This window comes from Oceanobacillus sp. J11TS1 (genome assembly GCF_018333215.1).
In the GTDB taxonomy this organism is placed as follows: domain Bacteria; phylum Bacillota; class Bacilli; order Bacillales; family Amphibacillaceae; genus Oceanobacillus.
In genome coordinates this window covers 39,159-59,621 of record NZ_BORO01000024.1, presented here as the reverse complement: position 1 = coordinate 59,621, position 20,463 = coordinate 39,159, and the positions used below count along the sequence as shown (strand labels likewise).

Here is a 20,463-nt window from a genome sequence, read left to right as displayed (position 1 = left end):
CACTGCCTCTAGCCGCTTTTTTATGTATCTACTTATAAATGATTTCAAAAAAGATGGATTTCACTTCAAAACTCAATGTGAAATCCATCTTTTTTATTTTTGGCTAGTTATGTCCCAGCCTCTTTTTATTTGTTTATTTTATTATTTTTTCTTAGCTGCTTTTTCACGTTCGTTTTTATTTAAGATTTTTTTACGAAGACGAATAGATTCTGGCGTAACTTCGCAATACTCATCATCACTTAAATATTGCAATGCTTCCTCTAATGACATATCTTTTGTTTTACGGATGGTTGAAGTTTGGTCTTTTGTTGCTGAACGCACGTTAGTTAAGTGTTTTTCCTTTGTGATATTAACGGTTAAGTCATTTTCACGGTTGTGCTCCCCAACAATCATTCCAGCGTAAACTTCTGTACCAGGATTAACAAAGATAATTCCACGGTCTTCTAAGTTCATAATTCCATAAGTAGAAGCTTTTCCGTTTTCAAGTGCTACAAGGACTCCTTCACGGCGGCCTCCAACTTGTCCTTTAATAAAAGGCTCGTATGCTTCAAACGTATGGTTAATGATTCCATATCCGCGTGTTTGGGACATAAATTCCGTTGTATATCCTAAAAGTCCGCGAGAAGGTACTTTAAACTCAATACGGACTTGTCCATTCCCTTGGTTTTCCATATCAAGCATTTCGCCTTTACGTTCTCCTAAAGATTCCATCACGGCTCCAGTATATTCCTCTGGAACATCCACTTGTACACGTTCCATCGGCTCACATTTAACGCCGTCGATTTCTTTAATGATTACTTCAGGTTTAGACAATTGAAGCTCATAGCCTTCCCGGCGCATGTTCTCAATAAGAATAGATAAATGTAGTTCTCCACGTCCTGAGACAGTCCAAGCATCTGGTGAACTTGTCGGTTCCACACGCAAACTTACATCTGTTTCTAATTCTTTTAACAAACGCTCTTCAATTCGGCGAGAAGTAATATATTTTCCTTCTTTACCTGCAAACGGACTGTTATTTACAACAAATGTCATTTGCAAGGTTGGTTCATCAATACGCAACCAAGGAAGTGGCTCTGGATGCTCAGCTGGACATACTGTTTCACCAACGTTCAAATCTTCCATTCCCGCTAACGCTACAATATCCCCAGAGATAGCTTCTTGAATTTCAATCCGTTTTAATCCGATAAAACCAAATAATTTGGAAACACGGAAAGATTTTTGAGTCCCGTCTTCTTTTAAAACAACAACTTGCTGTCCTACTTTAATGGATCCACGAACAACACGTCCAACACCAATTCGGCCGACATAATCATTATAATCTAGTAAAGTTACTTGAAATTGTAATGGTTCCTCTTTTGTGTCAGCCGGTGCAGGGATATGCTCCATGATTGTTTTAAAAACAGGCTCCATTGTTTCCTGCTGATCATCCGGTTCTAATCCAGATGTTCCATTAAGCGCAGAAGCATATACAACTGGGAATTCTAATTGATTATCATCTGCTCCCAATTCAATAAATAAATCTAATACTTCATCGACTACCTCTGCTGGTCTTGCGTTTGGTCTGTCAACTTTATTCAATACCACAATTGGTGTTAATTTTTGTTCTAAGGCTTTTTTCAATACAAAACGGGTTTGCGGCATCGTTCCTTCATAGGCATCTACTACTAAAGCCACACCGTCAACCATTTTCATAATACGCTCAACTTCACCGCCAAAGTCTGCGTGACCTGGTGTATCAAGAATATTAATGGTTGAATCCTCGTATTTCACGGCTGTATTTTTTGCTAAAATGGTAATTCCACGTTCACGTTCTATATCTCCAGAGTCCATTGCACGCTCATCTACATGCTCATTTTCCCGAAAAGTCCCAGAATATTTTAATAGCTGATCCACTAACGTTGTTTTCCCGTGGTCAACGTGTGCAATAATTGCGATATTACGAATATCATTTCTTAATTGCATAAATAGTACGCTCCTCTAACATATCAGATGTAAAACCAATTTATTATATCATATTTTCCAAGATGATGCAAAACAATTTTCGACAGTTTGCTGTGATAAAGAAACTTAGACATCTTTACTCTTATGATTTATTTTTTTTATTTCTTTCGGTGTATAGACTGGCAAACGCATCGTAAACTTCGCCCCTCCAAGTTTCTCTGATGAAGATACGAAAATCTTCCCGTGGGACTGTTCAATAATCGCGCGGGCAATAGCTAGCCCGAGCCCTGTCTCTCCACCTTTCCCTTTCATAAATCGATGGAATATCTTGTCCACATCTTCTTGAGAAATTCCCTCTCCATCGTCCTCTACTTCAAAATAAATTTGATTTTTTTGCTGATAAACGCGTATAGAAACCTCTTCAGAAGCATGCCTGATTGCATTAAATACTACATTAGAAACAGCCCGTAACAACTTTTCTTCATCTGCATGAATCGTTATTGGTCCATCTACTTGTTGATGCAGCTCCAGCTTATTTTCATTGACGATTGGCAATGCTTTACTCATAATCCCTTCAATAAAGGTTTGAACATCAATTTCTGTTTCTTCGTATACGTCAGGCTGAGAATCTAACTTAGCAAGCAAAATCATCTCATTAATAATTTTCTTTAGTCTGTTTACTTCTGTCACCATGACGTCCAACCCTTTTTCTGTATCCTTTTCATCGAAAATACCGTCTCGAATCCCTTCCGCATAACCTTGAATCGTCATAAGAGGTGTTTTCAACTCATGACTCGCGTTTTGGAAGAAAGTCTGTTGTGACTTCATATATTGCTCCAATGTCTGTGCCATGTCATAGACACTCTGCTCTACTTCTTTTATCTCTCCACTTGCTCGAATCCGTTTCATTTGATCAAATTGGCGATTTTCAACTTTTTTCAGTTCTTTTTTTAATAAGGACAGCGGTGTAACTAATTTATTCGTCATAAAATAGCTTAAAATAACTGCAGCCAGTGCTCCAATTAAAAATACCCATGCTAATCGGAAGAAAAAGTTTTCCTGGACAGCTCTTAAGTCATTGATTGGTGTTAATAAGATTAATTCCATGCCCGATTGTTCCGGGTAAAATAAAATTCTTTGTGTAACAAAGCGATCGTTCCCGTGCTGCCATAAGGATTCTTCAGTATCTGCAAAGTTATTTTCTTGAAAGAATTCATTCACCACTGAAATAGACATCGTTGAAAATAAAACGGTATCTAAATTTCGATCATACAAAAAGAGCTGTAAATCCTGTTGCTGTAAAAAATCATTAATATTACGATATTCGCTTGCATCGTCATACTGTTCGGAGAGAAAATTTATTAATAATTCGCCTGTTTCTGCAAGCTGACGTTTTTCATCTTGGATTAGTACATCTAAAACAAGCGAGTAAATAACTAATCCCGCAGTCGTCATAATAACAAGCAGCAGTGCTGTAAAAGCAGCATTTAATTGCGATTGTAATTTCATCTACGCTTCCTCATCTTTTCTTAGGCGGTAGCCAAATCCCCATACGGTTTCGAGTGGAATATTCTCCATCTTTTTACGAATGCGTTTCATTAAATCATCCACGGCGCGATCACTGCCAAAATAGTCATCGCCCCATACTTTTATCAGTAATTCCTCACGAGAAAAAGCTCGATTTGGATTCTCCGCAAGTAAAAGCAACATATCATATTCTTTTGCAGTTGTTTCATACTCTATACCTTCAAAAAACACCCTGCGCTCGTTCTTATAGACCAGAAGTTGATCCACCTTCACCCGATCTTCTTCCTCTTTACCAGCAGACTTCGGTTGCACGCGTTTAAATAATCTTTTGATACGGGCTATTAATTCTCGCGGACTAAACGGTTTCGTCAAATAATCATCGCCGCCAAGCTCTAAACCAAGAATCTTATCAATTTCTTCATCTTTCGCGGAAATAATTATAATTGGAACGTCACTTTCATTACGGATTTTCCTGCAAAATTCATAACCATCCATCCCTGGAAGCATAATATCTAATACCCACATATCAGGCGGATTATTTTCCCATAATGTCCAACCGTCTTCGGCATTTCCTAATACAGTTACCTGATAACCTTCTTTCTTCAAATAAGCAACAACAATATCTTGTATATTTTTATCATCTTCTATAAGACCAATATGGTATGACATTTGTTATTCCCCCTCTTTAACTACAGAATAAAATAGGAACAAAATTTATGGATAAACTATTCATTATAGGGAGATTATCGCATCCCCCGGGACAATTCATTGCAGTCCAGCCAGACTCTAAAAACTTTCATTTTATATTATCTATTTTTACACGAATACCTCACCCTTGACAAACCATGTCCAAGATTACACAGTTTTTACACAATTATACCAAACGATTACCCATCGTTCGTATTATTATAAGGATAAATTAAATAACTTGGAGGTGCTTTTCAATGAACAATAATGATAATCAAAATGAAGGCAATGAAAATATACCTAGCGACATTGAAAAAACAACAGACTCCACTGATGAAGCATCTACAATTGAACCAAATAGATCAGAACAAGAAACACCAACAAATGAACAACAAACAACCTATGTTGCTTCATCGGCAAAAAAACTCAAAAAACCTAGAGGGTGGTTTGGCGGTTTTGTAAGTGGCGTGGTCGGAGGCATTGTTTCCTCTGTACTTGTTATCATGCTCTTAGGAAATCAATTGTTGACTGCTTCCGGTAATATCCTGGATTCATCAACAGAACAAAAAGAAACTTCATCTTCCAATCATTCATCAGAAGAAATCATTCCGACGATTGCATCTGATGATGCTGAAGTTTCAGCCGATATATCTGAAATATCACAGGCTGTCGTTGGGGTCATTAATATGCAGCAGCAAAGCTTATGGGAAGACAGTCAAGAGGCTGGAACTGGATCTGGAATCATTTATAAAAAAGAAGATGGAAAAGCTTATGTTGTCACCAATAACCACGTTGTAGAAGGCGCAGAGCAGGTCCAAGTAGCACTGGATGAAGAAAATCAAGTAAACGCAACGGTGCTTGGAACGGATGCATTAACCGACTTAGCTGTTCTTGAAATCGATGGCGAGCATGTAGATACAGTAGCCAACTTAGGCTCCAGTGATGATACCCAAGTAGGAGAAACCGTGATGGCAATCGGAAATCCACTTGGAATGGACTTTAGTAATAGTGTGACAAAAGGGATAATAAGCGGATTGAACCGTTCTGTTGAAGTAGATACAAACGGAGACCGCGTTCCTGACTGGGTAACTGAGGTACTGCAAACAGACGCAGCGATTAATCCTGGTAATAGCGGCGGGGCGTTAGTGAACAAAGATGGTGAGGTTATCGGAATTAACTCCATGAAAATCGCCCAAAGTCAAGTAGAAGGTATAGGTTTTGCTATTCCGATTGACGAAGCTCTGCCAATTATTGAAAAACTAGAAACAGACGGGGAAGTCTCTCGTCCATTAATCGGTATTTCCACAGCGCCATTAAGCCAAGTTCCAGCAGCGTATCAAAACGAAATTGAGCTTCCGGACGATGTAGAAGGCGGTATGGTGATTGCCAATGTCCAACCAAATTCACCTGCTGACCATGCTAACCTCCAAAAATTTGATGTGATTACAAAAATTAATGGAAATCCGGTCACATCTATTATTGAGCTTAGAAAACAATTGTACGATCAAGGTCAAGCAGGAGAACATGTTGAAATTGAATTTATACGTGAAGGGGAAGTCCATTCCATTACGCTAAAAATGGATGAACTCAAAACAAATCAGGCACAGTCTTAACCACGTACCGTGAATTGCAAAAGTTTTCTAGTTACTTTTATATGAATAAAACTCCTTATCGAATAAAATTATCGATAAGGAGTTTTTTTATCCAAATCAATCGCATAGGATATATTGTTGCAAAGTTTTATGAAAACAGATAGTCAAAAATGCTGCTTGTTTGGGATTGCGATTACTCGACCCTTATTCAAAAAAACAGGAAAATTATCCCGATTTCTCTACCTTTTCTCACCAAATTTCGATATACTAATTTATTAAAGCAGGATTACATACATCTTGTGAATAACCCTATTATATTTGAAAGGAAGTGATTTTTTGATTTGCCCATCATGTCATCAAGAAACAGAAGAAGGGAAATTTTGTACAAAATGCGGGCAGCCTTTAAATCAGCAAGAAAACACGCCTATCGAGCCTGTTGAGCCGACTAGCCAAGAACAAGCTGCCTCTACAGCAGAGACTGCAAACCAATCTCAACAAGAGGAACAGTCTGAAAGTACACCTTATACCGTGAGTGATCTGGGAGCAACAGTGAAAGAATTATCTGGCGGATTTGGTCATTTTGCACTTGCTCATCTAAAATCGCCGGGTAAGGCGAGAAACCTTACAGAAAGGAACTGGATTTCCGGTGCTATATCGATTGTGTTAACCGCACTTTTATATTCTATTTTATTGTACATCACGCTTAACCAGTTCTCTCTTGTTTCGCCTCCATTTATGGATTCCTTTCTGGTCCCATTTTTAAAGTTCTTATTATTCTTTGCAGGTAGCATTATCGTCATCTTTGGAGCAGGCAGGATACTGGGAAGTCAGGATAATTTCTTTGATACAACAGCTAAAACTGGTGGTTATCTATTACCTTATACCGTCTTTTTTGTCGTCGGGTACCTTTTAGTTGCCATCGGTTTAGACTTCATGGTCTATGTTATGTTGTTAGCCATTCTTGCACCTATGTTGTTCATACCAGCATATGTATTAATGGATTCTATATCAAGAGAAATAGATAAAATATATGCTCTCACAGCCGTATTCCTTATACATTTGATCTTAGGATACTACCTATTGTTGGAAACGTTCATGGGAAGTATCTTTGCAAATGTGCTGAATAACTTTGGATTTTGGTAAAATCAGATACGATCATACGATTGCTGTTCCTCATTGACACTTATCTAGTCAAGAGGAACAGCTTTTTTATATTTCAATCAATCCCTTGGCAAATCAATACCCAAACGCTTTCATTTAATCTGCTTCATTTTCTTCATCTAATCGTTCTTCATATTTATTATGGTTTGGCATCACGTGTGAAAAATTACCCTCCATGTCCGCAGCTAGGAAATCCTCCACGCCTACCTCTTCTGGTTCCACTGCCCCATCCTCAGATTCATACATATCTCCAAAATACTCTGTTGATGAGCTGGATGTGCCATAATATCCAACTTCCCGCCAGCTATTCTTTCCATCGTCCCCTACCGTTCTGGAAACACGGGTAGGAACCCCTCCAAGATATGTTCTATCCTTCTCATGCTCTACACAGCAATCTGCAGTAGGTAAAGCTTCTAACCGTTCTGGGTCAATATTTCCTCCGCATACTTTGCAAATTCCATACGTCCCCTCTTCCATCGCATGAACAGATTCATTAATCGCTTCCAGTTCGGATTCCATATGCCGTTGTAACGTCTTGTCTTTCTCCCTGTCAAATAGTTCTGTCCCAGTATCAGCCGGATGATTATCGTAATTAGATAACTCTCCTAACGATTCTTGACTAAATTCATATTTTGCTTCGGCCGCTTGATTTAATTTTTCAATTAACTCCTCTTGTCTTGTAAGGAGCCGTTGTTTTAGTCGATCTATATTTTTCTTCATCATTCTCCTCCTCTTCCTCTCTAAAAAAGCAAATATAAGCAAACTACTGTTTTTTTATTGTGGAATCATTTTATACTATATGTATCCTGTATGATTCGATTCACGGCAATCGTTGCCAAGTATATTTCGTTGGAAGAAAGGAATTTCAGGGATTCCATGGTGAGATTTTGATTCATCGGCGACACAACGAATATAGCTTAACGTAGGTTAATATTCATAAACATCTACACAAAGGAGACGGATAGTATGGTAACAGCATCATCGACAAAAATTGGTTTTATCGGCTTGGGCGTAATGGGGAAAAGCATGGTGAAAAACTTAATGGAAGCAGGTTACAAATTAAATGTTTACACGCGAACAAAATCCAAAGCAGAAGAGCTTTTGGAAACAGGAGCAAATTGGCATGAGGACGCAGTAAGTCTCGCAAAAGCAAGTGATGTGATTATTACGATGGTAGGATATCCGGAAGATGTGAAAAAGGTTTATTATGGAGATAAGGGTATTCTAAAAAATGCGAAAAAAAATACTTATTTGATTGATATGACGACATCTAAACCTAGTTTAGCAATGGAAATTTATGAAGATGCAAAAAAAGAAGGCCTCATTGCTTTAGATGCTCCTGTATCTGGAGGAGATATTGGTGCAAAAAATGGCACACTAGCCATCATGACTGGCGGAGATAAAGATGCTTATCATGAAGTCGCTCCAATATTTCGTGTTCTAGGAGAAAGAATTAGTTTACATGGACCTGCAGGAGCTGGACAACATACAAAAATGGCAAACCAGATTGCTATCGCAACCAATATGATTGGTGTTTGTGAATCCATTTTATATGCAAAAAAAGCTGGATTAGATGCAGAGGAAGTTCTTGCTACCATTTCCACCGGAGCTGCTGCAAGTTTTTCTTTATCCAATTTAGGTAAAAGAATGCTTGAAAGGGACTATGAACCTGGATTTTATGTAAAACATTTTATTAAGGACATGGAGATTGCCTTAGAATCCGCTCATAATATGGGGATGCCAGCACCCGGACTAGAATTATCCTTAAAACTTTATAAAGAATTAGCAGACATGGGAGAAGCTGACAGCGGTACGCAAGCACTAATTAAACTGCTCGCGCATCAAGCTGAAATCACCCTTTAATATTTCTGACTGTGGGAACATCCCTTTTTTTCTCAGGTAATATTTTTGAAGTCGAACCGTTAAAAAACCTCGAATGCCTAAGGACATTCGAGGTTTTTTAACGAATTCATACTCGTTTTATTTTAGTTGTACTCGATTAAAGACGAACAACATTTGCAGCTTGTGGGCCACGGTTGCCTTCTACGATTTCAAATTCAACTTCTTGACCTTCTTCAAGCGTTTTGAATCCTTCAGCTTGGATTGCAGAGAAGTGTACGAATACGTCGTCTCCGTCTTCACGCTCGATGAAACCAAAACCTTTTTCTGCATTAAACCATTTTACTTTACCAGTCATTATCATGACCTCCTTATACAAGATATGCAAAATCATTGAAAACGAAATACTTTTACACCATCTTGAAAAAGAGATCGTAAAGTATTCTTGTAACTCCAATTACCTTTTGCAATTATTATTTTAACCCCTTTCATAAAAAAATGCAAGCGAATATCAAGGAGTATCATCGAACAAAATTCGACGTTTTTCAACTGGAGAAGCGTTTTCACTAAAAGATGAGAATCAGTTCATAAAAATACATTTTTTGCTTACCATTACCAGACGTAGGAGCTACATAAAATACTTAAAATAACGTACTGATTTAAGAAAAAGTTTCCTGTTCAACATAAAATTGAACTCCCTTTATTATTGGGAGTTCAATAAGGCAAGCCCCAGAAGGAACCTCAAGTATTCTTATAAAATATCCAGGGTTGCTACAATAGCTATTAACAATTGAATTAATAGTTGAATATTTATTCCGACGTCTGTATCTGTTGTGGTTACTGAAACATTTTTCGATTTTTCAACAATTGTTTTTTGACGATTACTTTGTTTGGTTTTCATAACTTGTTCTAGATCTTGGAAAACAGCTTTTGCTTGGTTTGAATCGGCCAGTGTAATACTTAGTACAACAGCAATAGCTACTTCAATACCTACCTGTAAGCTAATTGCTACTTGTGTATCTGTTGTTTGTACTTCAACTCCCTCAGAGTCTTTGATAATTATCCATTCCTCCGAGGATTGCTTCGTTACATTCTTTTGTTTGGCCTCTTGATCTACTATTGCGTCATTATCATTATTATCATCACAGTGATCTAATGCTCTCCATTCTTTTTTTGGCATCATGCGTTCCCACTCCTTTCTTTATTCAATTTGGATTACAGAATATCAATCAAGACTACCAACGCAACAAGCAGCTGTAAAAGCAGTTGGATATTTACTGCTATATCTGTATCTGTGGTTGTAACTTTCGCATCCTTCGTATTGTAGATGAATATTTTTTGCTTATTTACTTGACTGGAACTGATCGTTTGTAATAATTCTTGTTCTACTTCATCTCCATCTGCGGAATCACCAATGGTTATACGGACAACAATCGCAATAGCTAATTGTAATGCAGCTTGTAAGGATGCAGCGACTTGAGTATCTGTTGTATGCACTACGATATCGCATGATTCTTTAATCCAAATAACTTCTGCAGATTCTTGTTCCATATACGAGAATTCGTCTCCATCTTGCACAACACTTGCCTCACCAAAATTTGAATTGAATGAGTTATTATAATCAGCTGGTGATGCTTGATAATTATTTGTTTCATATCCAGATTCCTGTGGATCGCACACATAATCGTCTCCATAAAAATCGTCATGAAAACGATGGGTCCCTTCTGGTCTACTTCTGTAAACAGACATCAATCAACACTCCTTTCTATAGGTTCTAAAGTAATTTATGGTATTGATAACTATACTTCCTGTACACCTGCACAAAGAGCACAAAAATAGCAAAATAACCTAGTCTAACTTTTAGAAATGGTTCTCAATAAGAAAGTCTTTTTCCGTAAATCAGGCTTTTTTCTATAGCAGTCGCTAAAAAGATAATTACATCGTCATCCAATGATTGCGGTGAAGGGGCTATTAAAAATGTGAAGAAATCATTCTTTCTTCACATTTTTAAAGAAATTATTCTTTCTTTTCGGATGCATTATTTTTTTGAAACTCCTCCACTTGCTGTTTTAAATCAGTAACCATTTCTCGCAGCATTTCACGCTGTTTTTCGGAAAGAGTATTTTTTACCTCTTCCGGTTTCACTCCGTTTTTACGAAAAATACTATCCACCATCACCTCAACCACTTTATTAGGCATCATTGGTTTTTTGGACGATTCACTCATAATTCCATCCTCCCTCCTTCATAGATACTTCATCATATGGGGGAATAGATTATATTGACTATGCTCAAGTCTAAATCTTTTTAGAAAAGTGGACTTTCGCATTAATGTTTAATTATGCTTCATTACATAGCAATTCTGTGTTCTTCTACACCACTTAATTAAAAGTATTTTCTCCATATCTTATAAAGGAACAAAATTAACGCTTCTTAAAATAAATGGCCAACGCCAAAACCTATAATTGAAATTAATGAATAAATATGGGGATGAAACTAGGTCAAATGAAGGCTCTGCACCAAAATAAATAATACTTAAATTAAATGTGATCAAAATGTGATCATTCGGGGAAAATAGTAATTTTTAGATGGTGGAACAATCCTAAAAAACGTGATAGAATAAAGAATTGCAAGACGAAAAATGAATAAACGCAACCAAACTCATTTGTATCTTGCAAATATAAATGAATAGGTGGTAGACCAAATGGAAACAAAACAAGAATATCGAGTTTTACTTTATTACAATTATGTACACATTGAGGACCCAGAAACATTTGCTGCAGAACATCTCAAATACTGCAAAGAGCTCGGGCTAAAAGGACGTATATTGGTAGCCGAGGAAGGTATCAACGGTACAGTATCAGGTACTGTGGAGCAAACAAATGCTTATATGGATCATATGCATGCGGATCCTCGATTTGAAGATATGGTATTTAAGGTTGATGCGCATGATAAGCATGCTTTTAAGAAAATGCATGTGCGCCCTAGAAAAGAATTAGTAACATTACGTTTAGAAGATGACATTAACCCATTAGAAACAACAGGTAATTATTTAGAACCCAAGGAATTTTATGAAGCATTGCAAGACGAAGATACAGTCGTATTAGATGCTCGTAATGACTATGAATATGATCTCGGACATTTCCGCGGAGCAATTCGTCCAGACATCAAGACTTTCCGTGAATTACCAGAATGGGTAAAGGAAAACAAAGAAATGCTTGAAGATAAAAAAATCGTCACGTATTGCACAGGCGGAATTCGCTGTGAGAAATTCAGTGGCTGGCTAAAAGAAGAAGGCTTTGATGATGTAGGACAATTACATGGCGGTATCGTTACTTACGGAAAAGATCCGGAAGTACAAGGCGAATTATGGGATGGACAACTATATGTATTTGACGAGCGTATCAGCGTCCCTGTAAACCGTAAAGAACATGTAGTGATTGGAAAAGACTACTTTGACGGAGAGCCTTGTGAGCGTTATGTGAACTGTGCAAATCCAGAATGTAATAAACAAATCCTTGCTTCTGAAGAAAATGAACATAAATATTTACGTGGATGCACACATGAATGCCGTGTTAGTCCTCGCAACCTTTATGTAAAAGAGCATAATCTATCCGTAGAAGAAGTAAAAGAACGTCTAGCAGCTATTGGAGAAACACTTCCAGAAACAACAAATGCTTAATTAGAAACTTGCATTTACTATATACGACGCAAACAGGCTAAGGATGTATAACGCATCCTTAGCCTGTTTGATGAATGATTTATTTTTGGTAAATAACCATCCACGCATTATCGATTTTTTTCATCCCTGTACCAATAAAACCTTCTTCCATGAGCTTTGCTTGATTATCAATATCCTTCATATGGATTTCCTTTTGCTGCTTTGCGCCAACATCGTTCGACTCTAGATCCTTACAAAATATATAACGCAGTTTTCCACCATACTTTTCTTTCACTTTATAAATCTGCATCCCAAGCGCAAATTTATCCTTCATACTCGGAATATTTCCTGGAGCGACAGTAGCTAAAATATATCGAAAGGAAGATTGGTTTAATCTTTCCATAATCACATTGCCCATCTTTGTTTGTAAGTGATTCCCTCGATAATCTGGATGCACGTTCGAAATCTCTGAGTAAATAATTTGTGTGTAATCCTCTTCCGTTAAGCCGATATCTCTTCCTAAACCTTCTTCATCATGATCAGGATTTAGAAAAGCTCGAAATGCAATCAGTTTCTCCCGGTGGAAGATACCGACCATCAGCGGCTCTCCCTCTAATATCGTACGGAACTCCTTCTCATCTAAGGTTTCTAACCTTTTTTTATCCTCTAAATCTTCGTAAACAATGGTTTGCAGGTTTAAAATATCGGGTAAATCGCTAGTAGTGAGGTAGCGTAAATAAGCATTTTTTTCTTCTCCATGTAATGGAATATGTTTCATCGCTTCTGACACAGTAAACGTCCTTTCTTGCTATAATACGAATAGATTAGGTATTCTTTTTGATACGTTAATATCTTATCATTTTTTGAGGAGGAGCAACATGACAAGTATATATGATTTTTCAGCAAAAACGATTGATGGCGAAGAAAAGCCGCTGGCAGACTACAAGGGGAAAGTGTTACTTATCGTAAACACAGCAAGTAAATGTGGCTTTACTCCTCAATTTGATGGTTTGCAGAAGCTGTATGATCAATTTAAAGACCGTAACTTTGAAGTACTCGGATTCCCATGTAATCAATTTGGCTCTCAAGATCCAGGAGCAAATGAAGAAATTAATCAATTTTGCAAAAAGAACTATGGTGTGACCTTTCCAATGTTTTCAAAAATTGATGTAAAAGGAAACAATGCCCATCCGCTTTTTGATTTTTTAACCAGGGAGCAAAAAGGCTTGTTAAGCAACCAAATTAAATGGAATTTTACGAAATTCCTTATTAATCGTGATGGAAAAGTTGTTAAACGATGGGGACCGCAAAAAAATCCTGCTCAGATAGAAAAAGACATTGAGACGCTCCTAAGCTAGTCGAATGTTTAGTCCACAAGCGCAGGAGGGTAGTGTTACTATCCTCCTGAACCTTTAAGTTTTCTTTAGAGTACCTTTTTTAAAAAGCGCTGTGCGCGTGTTGTACTTGGATTAGAGAAAAACGTTATTGGATCTGTTTCTTCCATCAGTACACCTTCATCTAAAAAGAGAACCCTATCCGCAACTTCTTTCGCAAAATTCATCTCATGTGTCACAATCACCATCGTCATTCCTGTTTCGGCTAGTCCTTTCATCACATCGAGAACCTCTTTTACCATTTCCGGGTCAAGTGCGGAAGTCGGTTCATCAAAAAGCATCATTTCTGGTTCCATCGCCAATGCACGGGCAATAGCCACACGCTGTTTTTGGCCACCTGATAAACGATTGGGATATGCCTTTTCTTTATCTGTCATGCCTACTCTTGCCAATAAATTTTTTCCAGTTTGCTCTGCTTCTTTTTTCGACATACCTTTCACCTTTTGTGGTGCATACGTGACGTTTTCAAGAACCGTCATATGTGGGAATAAGTGAAAATGCTGAAATACCATCCCAATATTCTTTCGTACTTCCATTTTGTTAACTGCCCGGTCGGTGATTGCCTCGCCGTTGATATATATGTGTCCAGAGGTTGGTTCTTCTAATAGGTTGAGACAGCGTAAAAAGGTTGATTTTCCCGACCCAGAGGGGCCAATAACTGTGACGACTTCCCCTTTATCAATGGTTGTACTGATCCCTTTTAGCACTTCATTTTTGCCAAAAACTTTTTTTATATTTTCCGTTTTAATCACTCTGTCTCATCCTCCTTTCAACATACCGTCCAATTAAGGTCAATATCGTAACCATTACCCAATAAATGACACCCGCAAAAAAGAGCGGCTCGAAATTTCTATAAAGATCTGCTCCAGCGATCTGTGCACGACGCATCAAATCCAAATAGCCGATTGTAGATACTAATGCCGATTCTTTTGTTAAAGTGATAAACTCATTCATTAGTGCAGGAAGAATATTTTTAAAAGCTTGCGGTAAAATGATATGTAACATCATGGTACGATAAGGAACGCCCAAAGCTTTTGCTGCTTCTGTCTGTCCTTTATCAACTGCCATAATGCCAGCCCGGATAATTTCAGATATATAGGCAGCCGAATTCAATCCAAACGCTAAAACAGCGGATAAAAATGCAGATATATCATAGCCTGTTAATTGCGGGATTGCTAAGTATATAATCATTAATTGTAAAATAAGCGGTGTACCACGAAAAATAGATGTATACACATCAGCGAATAACTTCAGCGGCCAAAAACCGGTTATCTTAAATATTGCCAAAATCGTGCCTAATATAAATCCTGCCAAAATGGATACACTGACAAACTTTAATGTCGCGCCTATTCCTTCCAGTATAAAAGGAATATAAGGCACGATCTGAGAAAAATCCAAATTCATGCCTCTCACCTCGTTTCTTCCTGCCGTATTTTATTTTATTGAATTTGGTATCCATTCCTCTTTTAAGCTAGCAAGCGTACCATTTTCTTCTAATTTTTCTAATATGTTATTCACATCGTCCACCAGATCGCTTCCTTTTGGAAAAGCAATTGCCATACCAGAAGAAGGAGCATTGGGATCATCGAAACCCGAGAACCCTTGGGAATCTATAAATCCAAGAGCAACTTCTTTAGACAAATACACAACATCGATACGGTTCGCATTCAATTCTTGCGCTAAAATCCCTGCATCATCTACTTTTTTCACTTCAAAATGATACTCTTTTGCTAAAGCGTCTGCACCTTCTTCTTGAATGGAACCGAGCTGGACACCAAGCGTTTTTCCTTCTAGCTCATCGAGCGATTCCATTGGTTTATCCTTGGTAACAAACATTTGCCCGGTGTCATTATAAACCTTAGAGAAGTCTACATTCTTTTTACGGTCTTCGCTTGCGTTCATTCCTGATATGACCATGTCCACGCGATCCGCCTGTAACGAACCAATCAGTCCTTCAAACTTCATATCTTGTATTTCTAATTCCATATCCAGTTCTTTGGCAATAATTTTTGCTAATTCAATATCAAATCCTTCAAATTCTCCTTGAGGATTTCGTGATTCATATGGAGGAAAATCAGCTGAAGTCCCCATTTTTAATACACCATTTCCTCCACTGGATGCTTTTGATTCATTATCATCTGATCCGCAAGCTGCTAACAGAGCTGCAAATAATAACATGCATAAAGGGAAAATAAGTTTATTTTTCATTAGATAGATACCTCTTCTTTATTTTTATTAAATTCCTCTTTCATCGCTTGAACAACTTCTTTATTTGTCAGTAAATCATAGCCTGTTTTTGCTAAACTAAGGGCCCCTTCATACAATGCCAGATGTCCGTCTTCTGTAATCGTTTGGTCAGCAAATTCCTTCGTATGAGCAATTAATTCTTCATTATTTAAACCAATATACGGATGAATTGCCGGAACCACCTGGCTGACATTCCCCATATCAATAGAGCCATAATCTTCTTTTGAACTATAAACAGGAAGTCTGCTTGTCTCTTTTAAATTTTTCGTAAATAAATCGGATAAAACCTGGTTCGTGACCATATCATCATAACTTAATTCATAATTTGATATGGTTAGCTTTGCTCCTGTCATAAGAGCTGCCCCTTCAGCTATATGCTTCACTTTTTCCACTACTTCATTAAGGTAAGAACGACTTTTTGCTCGAACATAGAACTGCGCTACTGCTTTATCAGGCACAACATTCGCTGCATGTCCTCCCTCTGGAATAATTCCGTGAATCCGAACGTCTGATTTCACATGCTGTCTTAAAGCGTTAATACCGCTGAATAATTGAAGCACACCATCTAATGCGTTAATTCCTTTTTCCGGAGCAGCCGCTGCATGTGCTGTTTTCCCATGATATTCAAATTGGATAGCATCCATAGCTAAAGATTCACCACTCTCTTGGGAGGCACCGCTAGGGTGTAAAATCATCGCAGCGTCAATATCGTCAAAGATACCTTGCTCGCTCATCGGCACTTTTGCTCCGTTGGTTTCTTCTGCCGGGGTTCCGATGACATGAACCGTTCCGCCAATTTCATCGATTACTTTACTTAATACAACACCTGCACCAACACTCATGGTTCCAATCAGATTATGCCCGCAGCCATGTCCAATTCCTGGAAGTGCATCATATTCAGCTAAATACGCAATCTGAGGACCAGGTTTTCCACTGGAATATGTAGCTTTAAAAGCTGTATCGCGATCGACAAGACCTTTTTCCACTTTAAATTGATGTGCTGTTAAATAATCTGTTAAAAGCTTCATAGATTCATATTCTTTGTCTCCAAGCTCCGGATTTTCAAAAATAGTATCACTTAAATAGGTTAATTCATCTATGACTTTATCTAATTCATTTTGTAAATTTGCTTTCATATTTTATTCCCCTGCCTAATGTATATTTATTAATTAATATGTATATTTATAACATAACGGTGTATACTTATGCAATAGTTAATGAAATAGATTATATTTTCAGATATTTATTAAATAGCTAAAAAAAACAGACTGAGCGTTAAACTCAATCTGTTTTTTTGATCAATAGGCTCTAGCCCAGTAAACTAATTCTTTTGCTTCTTTACCGCAGCATACACATTTTTCAGCTACGCTTTCTGATTCAAATGGAATACAGCGGGAGGTTGCTGTTGTTTCTTCTTTAATCTTTTCTTCACACGATACGTCTCCACACCACATTGCTTTGACAAATCCGCCTTTTTCGATTTCCGTTTTGAATTCGTCCATATCTTTTGCTGTATGTGTCATTTCTTCACGATGCTCTAATGCACGGTTATAAAGATTTTCCTGTACTTCATCCAGTAAAGCAACAAGACGTTCTTCCACATCTGCCAAAGCAACAAATTCTTTTTCACCCGTATCACGGCGAACAAGTACAACCTGCTCCTTCTCAATATCCTTTGGACCCATTTCAATGCGGACAGGAATTCCTTTCATTTCATATTCGTTAAATTTCCAGCCTGGCATTTTATCACTGCCGTCAATATCGACACGGGCAATTTTCGCTAATTGATCACGTAATGCATAAGCTTTGTCTAAGACACCTTCTTTATGCTGCGCAATTGGAACAATCATTGCCTGTGTTGGAGCGATCCGTGGTGGAACTACTAAGCCGCGGTTATCACCGTGTACCATGATTAGTGCCCCCATAATACGGGTGGATAAGCCCCATGAAGTTTGGTGAACAAATTGGCTTTTTCCATTTTCATCTAAGTACGTAATGTCAAATGCCTCAGCAAACCCAGAGCCAAAATGGTGAGATGTACCGGATTGCAAGGCTTTCCCGTCATGCATCAAAGCTTCAATAGTTAAAGTGAATTCCGCACCTGCAAATTTTTCTTTATCTGTTTTCTTTCCTTTAAGAACTGGAATTGCTAAATATTCCTCAACCAGCTTTGCATAAATGCCTAGCATACGGTTTGTTTCTTCTGTTGCTTCTTCATCTGTTGCATGAGCTGTATGTCCTTCTTGCCAATGGAACTCAGAAGAACGTAAGAACGGGCGTGTCGTTTTTTCCCAGCGAACCACATTGGACCACTGATTATACAGCTTTGGCAAGTCGCGATAAGAATGAATATTATTGGAATAATAATCACAGAAAAGCACTTCCGAAGTTGGACGTACCGCAATACGTTCTGTTAATTCCTCGTCTCCGCCATGGGTTACCCAGGCAACCTCAGGCGCAAAACCCTCTACATGGTCTTTCTCCTTTTGCAGTAAGCTTTCTGGAATAAAAAGTGGAAAAGCAACGTTGGTATGACCTGTTTCTTTAAACATACGATCCAATTCATTTTTAATATTTTCCCAAATCGCATAGCCATATGGCTTGATGATCATTGTTCCGCGCACTTGACCATAGTCAACAAGTTCTGCCTGCTTCACAACATCTGTGTACCATTGTGCGAAATCGTCCTCCATTGCTGTAATTTTCTCTACAAATTGTTTGTTTTTCTTACCCAATTGTAAGCACCTCTTTCTTCGTTTTGTTCTTCTATTTGAATAACCTTTTTAAAACACAAAAAATCCTCCATCCATAAAAGGGACCGAGGTCTAGGTGGTACCACCCTTGTTTATATATAAGCTGCCCTGTACGCAGCACAATATATACACTTCATTTGATAACGGCCAAAACCGCGCCAGTTTCAGAGTGATTTCTCCTTATATGGCGAACTCAGGAGGCAGGTTCCCTTGCATGTCTAAGAAAAAGTCTCAGCATTCTTTTTCTCTCTGTATTAGACATTTACAACGTACTATTCTCCGTCAACATTTCAACTATGCTTTTAATATATAGTCCCCGTCGATGAAAGTCAAGAAGCAGACGTCTTTTTGTCGGGTGAAAAAGTAAATTAGCCTGTCTTACCCCAAGCGATTTCATCCTGCCAGTTAAAACCAGACTGCGATAAAGAACCAAACAATCATCATCAGCTGCAAGAATACCTTCGCAATAGATCCGCCTAAAAACCCTAGAAATGAGCCGATAGAAGCACGGAATGCCTCTTTCACCGTTCTTCGTTGAATGATTTCAATCACGAGAACAGTCAGGAATGGCACATAAATAATCCCAAATGGCGGTGTAATAAACGAGCCGACAATAACAGCTACTGCAGCACCACGTTCTCCAGCCTTGCTTCCTCCAAATTTTTTCACAAAATAACTATTGGCAATAATATCTGCTACAAATAGAATTACCGTGACCACAATCATTCCTACCCAAAACCACCAGGTCAGGGAATCACCATTTATAAAGAAATAATAAAGTAGAAAACCTCCCCAAATTGCGATTACAGATGGAATCATCGGGAAGATAATCCCAAGAAAACTTGCAATAAATAAAAGGATAATAATTATCCATACTAAAACATCCAACTTACATCCTCCATTTCAAACTAAGCACTCTTTTTAAACATGCTTGATAACTTTGTTTCTTCTTTTGCCATAATACGGCGGTAATTTTCCATATGTTTGTATATACACAGCAACGTTAAAACAGTCACAACGAGCAACGGACCATTTCCAAAGAAATAAAACGTTGTTATAAGAAAAGATATATACATAAACAGGACTCCGATAACAAGATAGTCTGTCGCAAAACTTAACAACAATAAAATACCAATCCCGGTGAAAGCGACACGCCAGTCAATGGCAATTAATGCTCCTACCAGCGAGGCTGTTCCTTTTCCGCCGCTAAATTTCATTGTAACCGGATAGTTATGACCGATAATCACAAATAAAGCCGTCAAATAAATATATAAAGAAACTCCTTGAGGCGATATTCCCGCTTCTCCTAAAATCAATAAAACGAGTAAAATAGCAAGTGTAGCTTTAAAAATATCAATCATAGCAACAATAATACCATATTTCCATCCTAACAGAATTGTTGTATTGGATGCACCTGCATTTTTCACACCTTCATTTTTAATGTCCCGTCCCTTTATTTTCCCGATGATTTGCGAACCATGAATACAGCCAAAGATGTAACCTATCGAACAGCTAATGAGGTAAAACATTAATTTTCCTCCATCCCTGTCAGCTTTCTTTTATTATATGTCTTGTTCGAATAAGAAATCCATTTGATTCTGTTTTCAAAAAGGAAGTATTTTCAAGGTTATTCAAGCCCTCGTCAACCTATCATTCGTGTTA

21 protein-coding genes and 1 other annotated feature are annotated in these 20,463 nt (G+C 37.9%); of the genes, 5 read left to right on the top strand and 16 right to left on the bottom strand.

What is annotated here, in order from left to right; translation table 11 throughout:
- Positions 1-141 precede the first annotated feature (141 nt).
- The 3 genes from typA to KI343_RS15720 all read right to left on the bottom strand — a co-directional run bounded on the left by typA (position 142) and on the right by KI343_RS15720 (position 4,137).
- Positions 142-1,962, bottom strand: a complete 1,821-nt coding sequence (gene typA / locus KI343_RS15730) for a translational GTPase TypA (protein WP_212927375.1) — start codon at positions 1,960-1,962, stop codon at positions 142-144.
- A gap of 105 nt (positions 1,963-2,067) precedes the next feature.
- Positions 2,068-3,450, bottom strand: a complete 1,383-nt coding sequence (locus tag KI343_RS15725; protein WP_212927374.1) for a sensor histidine kinase — start codon at positions 3,448-3,450, stop codon at positions 2,068-2,070.
- Positions 3,451-4,137 carry a response regulator transcription factor gene (locus KI343_RS15720; protein WP_212927373.1) on the bottom strand — a complete coding sequence of 229 codons (687 nt, stop codon included), beginning with the start codon at positions 4,135-4,137 and terminating at the stop codon, positions 3,451-3,453.
- Between the two features lie 275 nt (positions 4,138-4,412).
- Between KI343_RS15720 and KI343_RS15715 the strand changes: the two genes are divergently transcribed.
- Entirely contained in the window at positions 4,413-5,768 is a 1,356-nt protein-coding gene (locus tag KI343_RS15715) for a S1C family serine protease (protein ID WP_212927372.1), read from the top strand.
- A 315-nt stretch (positions 5,769-6,083) separates the two neighbouring features.
- Positions 6,084-6,890: a zinc ribbon domain-containing protein gene (locus KI343_RS15710; protein ID WP_212927371.1), complete on the top strand. Its 807-nt coding sequence runs from the start codon at positions 6,084-6,086 to the stop codon at positions 6,888-6,890.
- A 114-nt stretch (positions 6,891-7,004) separates the two neighbouring features.
- On the opposite strand, the gene KI343_RS15705 is transcribed toward KI343_RS15710, so the two are convergent.
- Complete coding sequence (locus tag KI343_RS15705; protein WP_244857026.1) at positions 7,005-7,628, bottom strand: TraR/DksA C4-type zinc finger protein; 624 nt, start codon at positions 7,626-7,628, stop codon at positions 7,005-7,007.
- A 246-nt stretch (positions 7,629-7,874) separates the two neighbouring features.
- On the opposite strand from KI343_RS15705, the gene KI343_RS15700 reads away from it, so the two are divergent.
- Positions 7,875-8,771, top strand: a complete 897-nt coding sequence (locus tag KI343_RS15700; RefSeq protein WP_212927369.1) for an NAD(P)-dependent oxidoreductase — start codon at positions 7,875-7,877, stop codon at positions 8,769-8,771.
- Positions 8,772-8,907: 136 nt separating this feature from the next.
- On the opposite strand, the gene KI343_RS15695 is transcribed toward KI343_RS15700, so the two are convergent.
- The 4 genes from KI343_RS15695 to KI343_RS15680 form a co-directional block, all read right to left on the bottom strand.
- Positions 8,908-9,108, bottom strand: a complete 201-nt coding sequence (locus KI343_RS15695) for a cold shock domain-containing protein (protein WP_212927380.1) — start codon at positions 9,106-9,108, stop codon at positions 8,908-8,910.
- Positions 9,109-9,498: 390 nt separating this feature from the next.
- Positions 9,499-9,927: a spore coat protein gene (locus KI343_RS15690; RefSeq protein WP_212927379.1), complete on the bottom strand. Its 429-nt coding sequence runs from the start codon at positions 9,925-9,927 to the stop codon at positions 9,499-9,501.
- A 35-nt stretch (positions 9,928-9,962) separates the two neighbouring features.
- On the bottom strand, positions 9,963-10,496 hold the full coding sequence (locus KI343_RS15685; protein ID WP_212927368.1) for a spore coat protein: 534 nt from the start codon (positions 10,494-10,496) through the stop codon (positions 9,963-9,965).
- A gap of 267 nt (positions 10,497-10,763) precedes the next feature.
- Positions 10,764-10,973, bottom strand: coding sequence for a spore coat protein (locus KI343_RS15680; RefSeq protein WP_212927367.1), 210 nt, complete (start codon positions 10,971-10,973; stop codon positions 10,764-10,766).
- A gap of 477 nt (positions 10,974-11,450) precedes the next feature.
- On the opposite strand from KI343_RS15680, the gene trhO reads away from it, so the two are divergent.
- Positions 11,451-12,428: an oxygen-dependent tRNA uridine(34) hydroxylase TrhO gene (gene trhO / locus KI343_RS15675; RefSeq protein WP_212927366.1), complete on the top strand. Its 978-nt coding sequence runs from the start codon at positions 11,451-11,453 to the stop codon at positions 12,426-12,428.
- Positions 12,429-12,507: 79 nt separating this feature from the next.
- Here trhO and KI343_RS15670 read toward each other — a convergent pair whose 3' ends face one another.
- On the bottom strand, positions 12,508-13,197 hold the full coding sequence (locus KI343_RS15670; protein WP_244857024.1) for a GNAT family N-acetyltransferase: 690 nt from the start codon (positions 13,195-13,197) through the stop codon (positions 12,508-12,510).
- Positions 13,198-13,285: 88 nt separating this feature from the next.
- On the opposite strand from KI343_RS15670, the gene KI343_RS15665 reads away from it, so the two are divergent.
- Positions 13,286-13,765, top strand: a complete 480-nt coding sequence (locus KI343_RS15665) for a glutathione peroxidase (RefSeq protein ID WP_212927365.1) — start codon at positions 13,286-13,288, stop codon at positions 13,763-13,765.
- 65 nt (positions 13,766-13,830) lie between these two features.
- On the opposite strand, the gene KI343_RS15660 is transcribed toward KI343_RS15665, so the two are convergent.
- The 7 genes from KI343_RS15660 to KI343_RS15630 all read right to left on the bottom strand — a co-directional run bounded on the left by KI343_RS15660 (position 13,831) and on the right by KI343_RS15630 (position 20,330).
- Positions 13,831-14,553, bottom strand: coding sequence for an amino acid ABC transporter ATP-binding protein (locus KI343_RS15660; protein ID WP_212927364.1), 723 nt, complete (start codon positions 14,551-14,553; stop codon positions 13,831-13,833).
- Positions 14,546-15,205 carry an amino acid ABC transporter permease gene (locus KI343_RS15655; RefSeq protein WP_212927363.1) on the bottom strand — a complete coding sequence of 220 codons (660 nt, stop codon included), beginning with the start codon at positions 15,203-15,205 and terminating at the stop codon, positions 14,546-14,548. The genes KI343_RS15660 and KI343_RS15655 overlap by 8 nt, the downstream gene beginning before the upstream one ends.
- A 30-nt stretch (positions 15,206-15,235) precedes the next feature.
- Positions 15,236-16,009, bottom strand: coding sequence for a substrate-binding periplasmic protein (locus tag KI343_RS15650; protein ID WP_212927362.1), 774 nt, complete (start codon positions 16,007-16,009; stop codon positions 15,236-15,238).
- Positions 16,009-17,184, bottom strand: coding sequence for a M20 family metallopeptidase (locus KI343_RS15645; protein ID WP_212927361.1), 1,176 nt, complete (start codon positions 17,182-17,184; stop codon positions 16,009-16,011). The genes KI343_RS15650 and KI343_RS15645 overlap by 1 nt, the downstream gene beginning before the upstream one ends.
- A 162-nt stretch (positions 17,185-17,346) precedes the next feature.
- Positions 17,347-18,783 (bottom strand): proline--tRNA ligase, encoded by a 1,437-nt coding sequence (proS, locus tag KI343_RS15640; protein ID WP_212927360.1) that lies wholly within the window; start codon positions 18,781-18,783, stop codon positions 17,347-17,349.
- 75 nt (positions 18,784-18,858) lie between these two features.
- Positions 18,859-19,096 (bottom strand) — a binding site (T-box leader).
- A gap of 110 nt (positions 19,097-19,206) precedes the next feature.
- Complete coding sequence (locus tag KI343_RS15635) at positions 19,207-19,689, bottom strand: DUF456 domain-containing protein (protein ID WP_244857021.1); 483 nt, start codon at positions 19,687-19,689, stop codon at positions 19,207-19,209.
- A 20-nt stretch (positions 19,690-19,709) separates the two neighbouring features.
- Entirely contained in the window at positions 19,710-20,330 is a 621-nt protein-coding gene (locus KI343_RS15630; RefSeq protein ID WP_212927359.1) for a glycerol-3-phosphate acyltransferase, read from the bottom strand.
- Positions 20,331-20,463: the final 133 nt, after the last annotated feature.

Bases quoted from the DNA above. Each gene is read 5' to 3' on its own strand.
- KI343_RS15715 (WP_212927372.1), top strand. From the start codon at position 4,413: ATGAACAATAATGATAATCAAAATGAAGGCAATGAAAATATACCTAGC.
- KI343_RS15700 (WP_212927369.1), top strand. From the start codon at position 7,875: ATGGTAACAGCATCATCGACAAAAATTGGTTTTATCGGCTTGGGCGTA.
- KI343_RS15720 (WP_212927373.1), bottom strand. From the start codon at position 4,137: ATGTCATACCATATTGGTCTTATAGAAGATGATAAAAATATACAAGAT.
- KI343_RS15650 (WP_212927362.1), bottom strand. From the start codon at position 16,009: ATGAAAAATAAACTTATTTTCCCTTTATGCATGTTATTATTTGCAGCT.
- KI343_RS15725 (WP_212927374.1), bottom strand. From the start codon at position 3,450: ATGAAATTACAATCGCAATTAAATGCTGCTTTTACAGCACTGCTGCTT.
- trhO (WP_212927366.1), top strand. From the start codon at position 11,451: ATGGAAACAAAACAAGAATATCGAGTTTTACTTTATTACAATTATGTA.
- KI343_RS15705 (WP_244857026.1), bottom strand. From the start codon at position 7,628: ATGAAGAAAAATATAGATCGACTAAAACAACGGCTCCTTACAAGACAA.
- KI343_RS15665 (WP_212927365.1), top strand. From the start codon at position 13,286: ATGACAAGTATATATGATTTTTCAGCAAAAACGATTGATGGCGAAGAA.
- KI343_RS15630 (WP_212927359.1), bottom strand. From the start codon at position 20,330: ATGTTTTACCTCATTAGCTGTTCGATAGGTTACATCTTTGGCTGTATT.
- KI343_RS15690 (WP_212927379.1), bottom strand. From the start codon at position 9,927: ATGCCAAAAAAAGAATGGAGAGCATTAGATCACTGTGATGATAATAAT.
- KI343_RS15680 (WP_212927367.1), bottom strand. From the start codon at position 10,973: ATGAGTGAATCGTCCAAAAAACCAATGATGCCTAATAAAGTGGTTGAG.
- KI343_RS15645 (WP_212927361.1), bottom strand. From the start codon at position 17,184: ATGAAAGCAAATTTACAAAATGAATTAGATAAAGTCATAGATGAATTA.
- typA (WP_212927375.1), bottom strand. From the start codon at position 1,962: ATGCAATTAAGAAATGATATTCGTAATATCGCAATTATTGCACACGTT.
- KI343_RS15685 (WP_212927368.1), bottom strand. From the start codon at position 10,496: ATGTCTGTTTACAGAAGTAGACCAGAAGGGACCCATCGTTTTCATGAC.
- KI343_RS15655 (WP_212927363.1), bottom strand. From the start codon at position 15,205: ATGAATTTGGATTTTTCTCAGATCGTGCCTTATATTCCTTTTATACTG.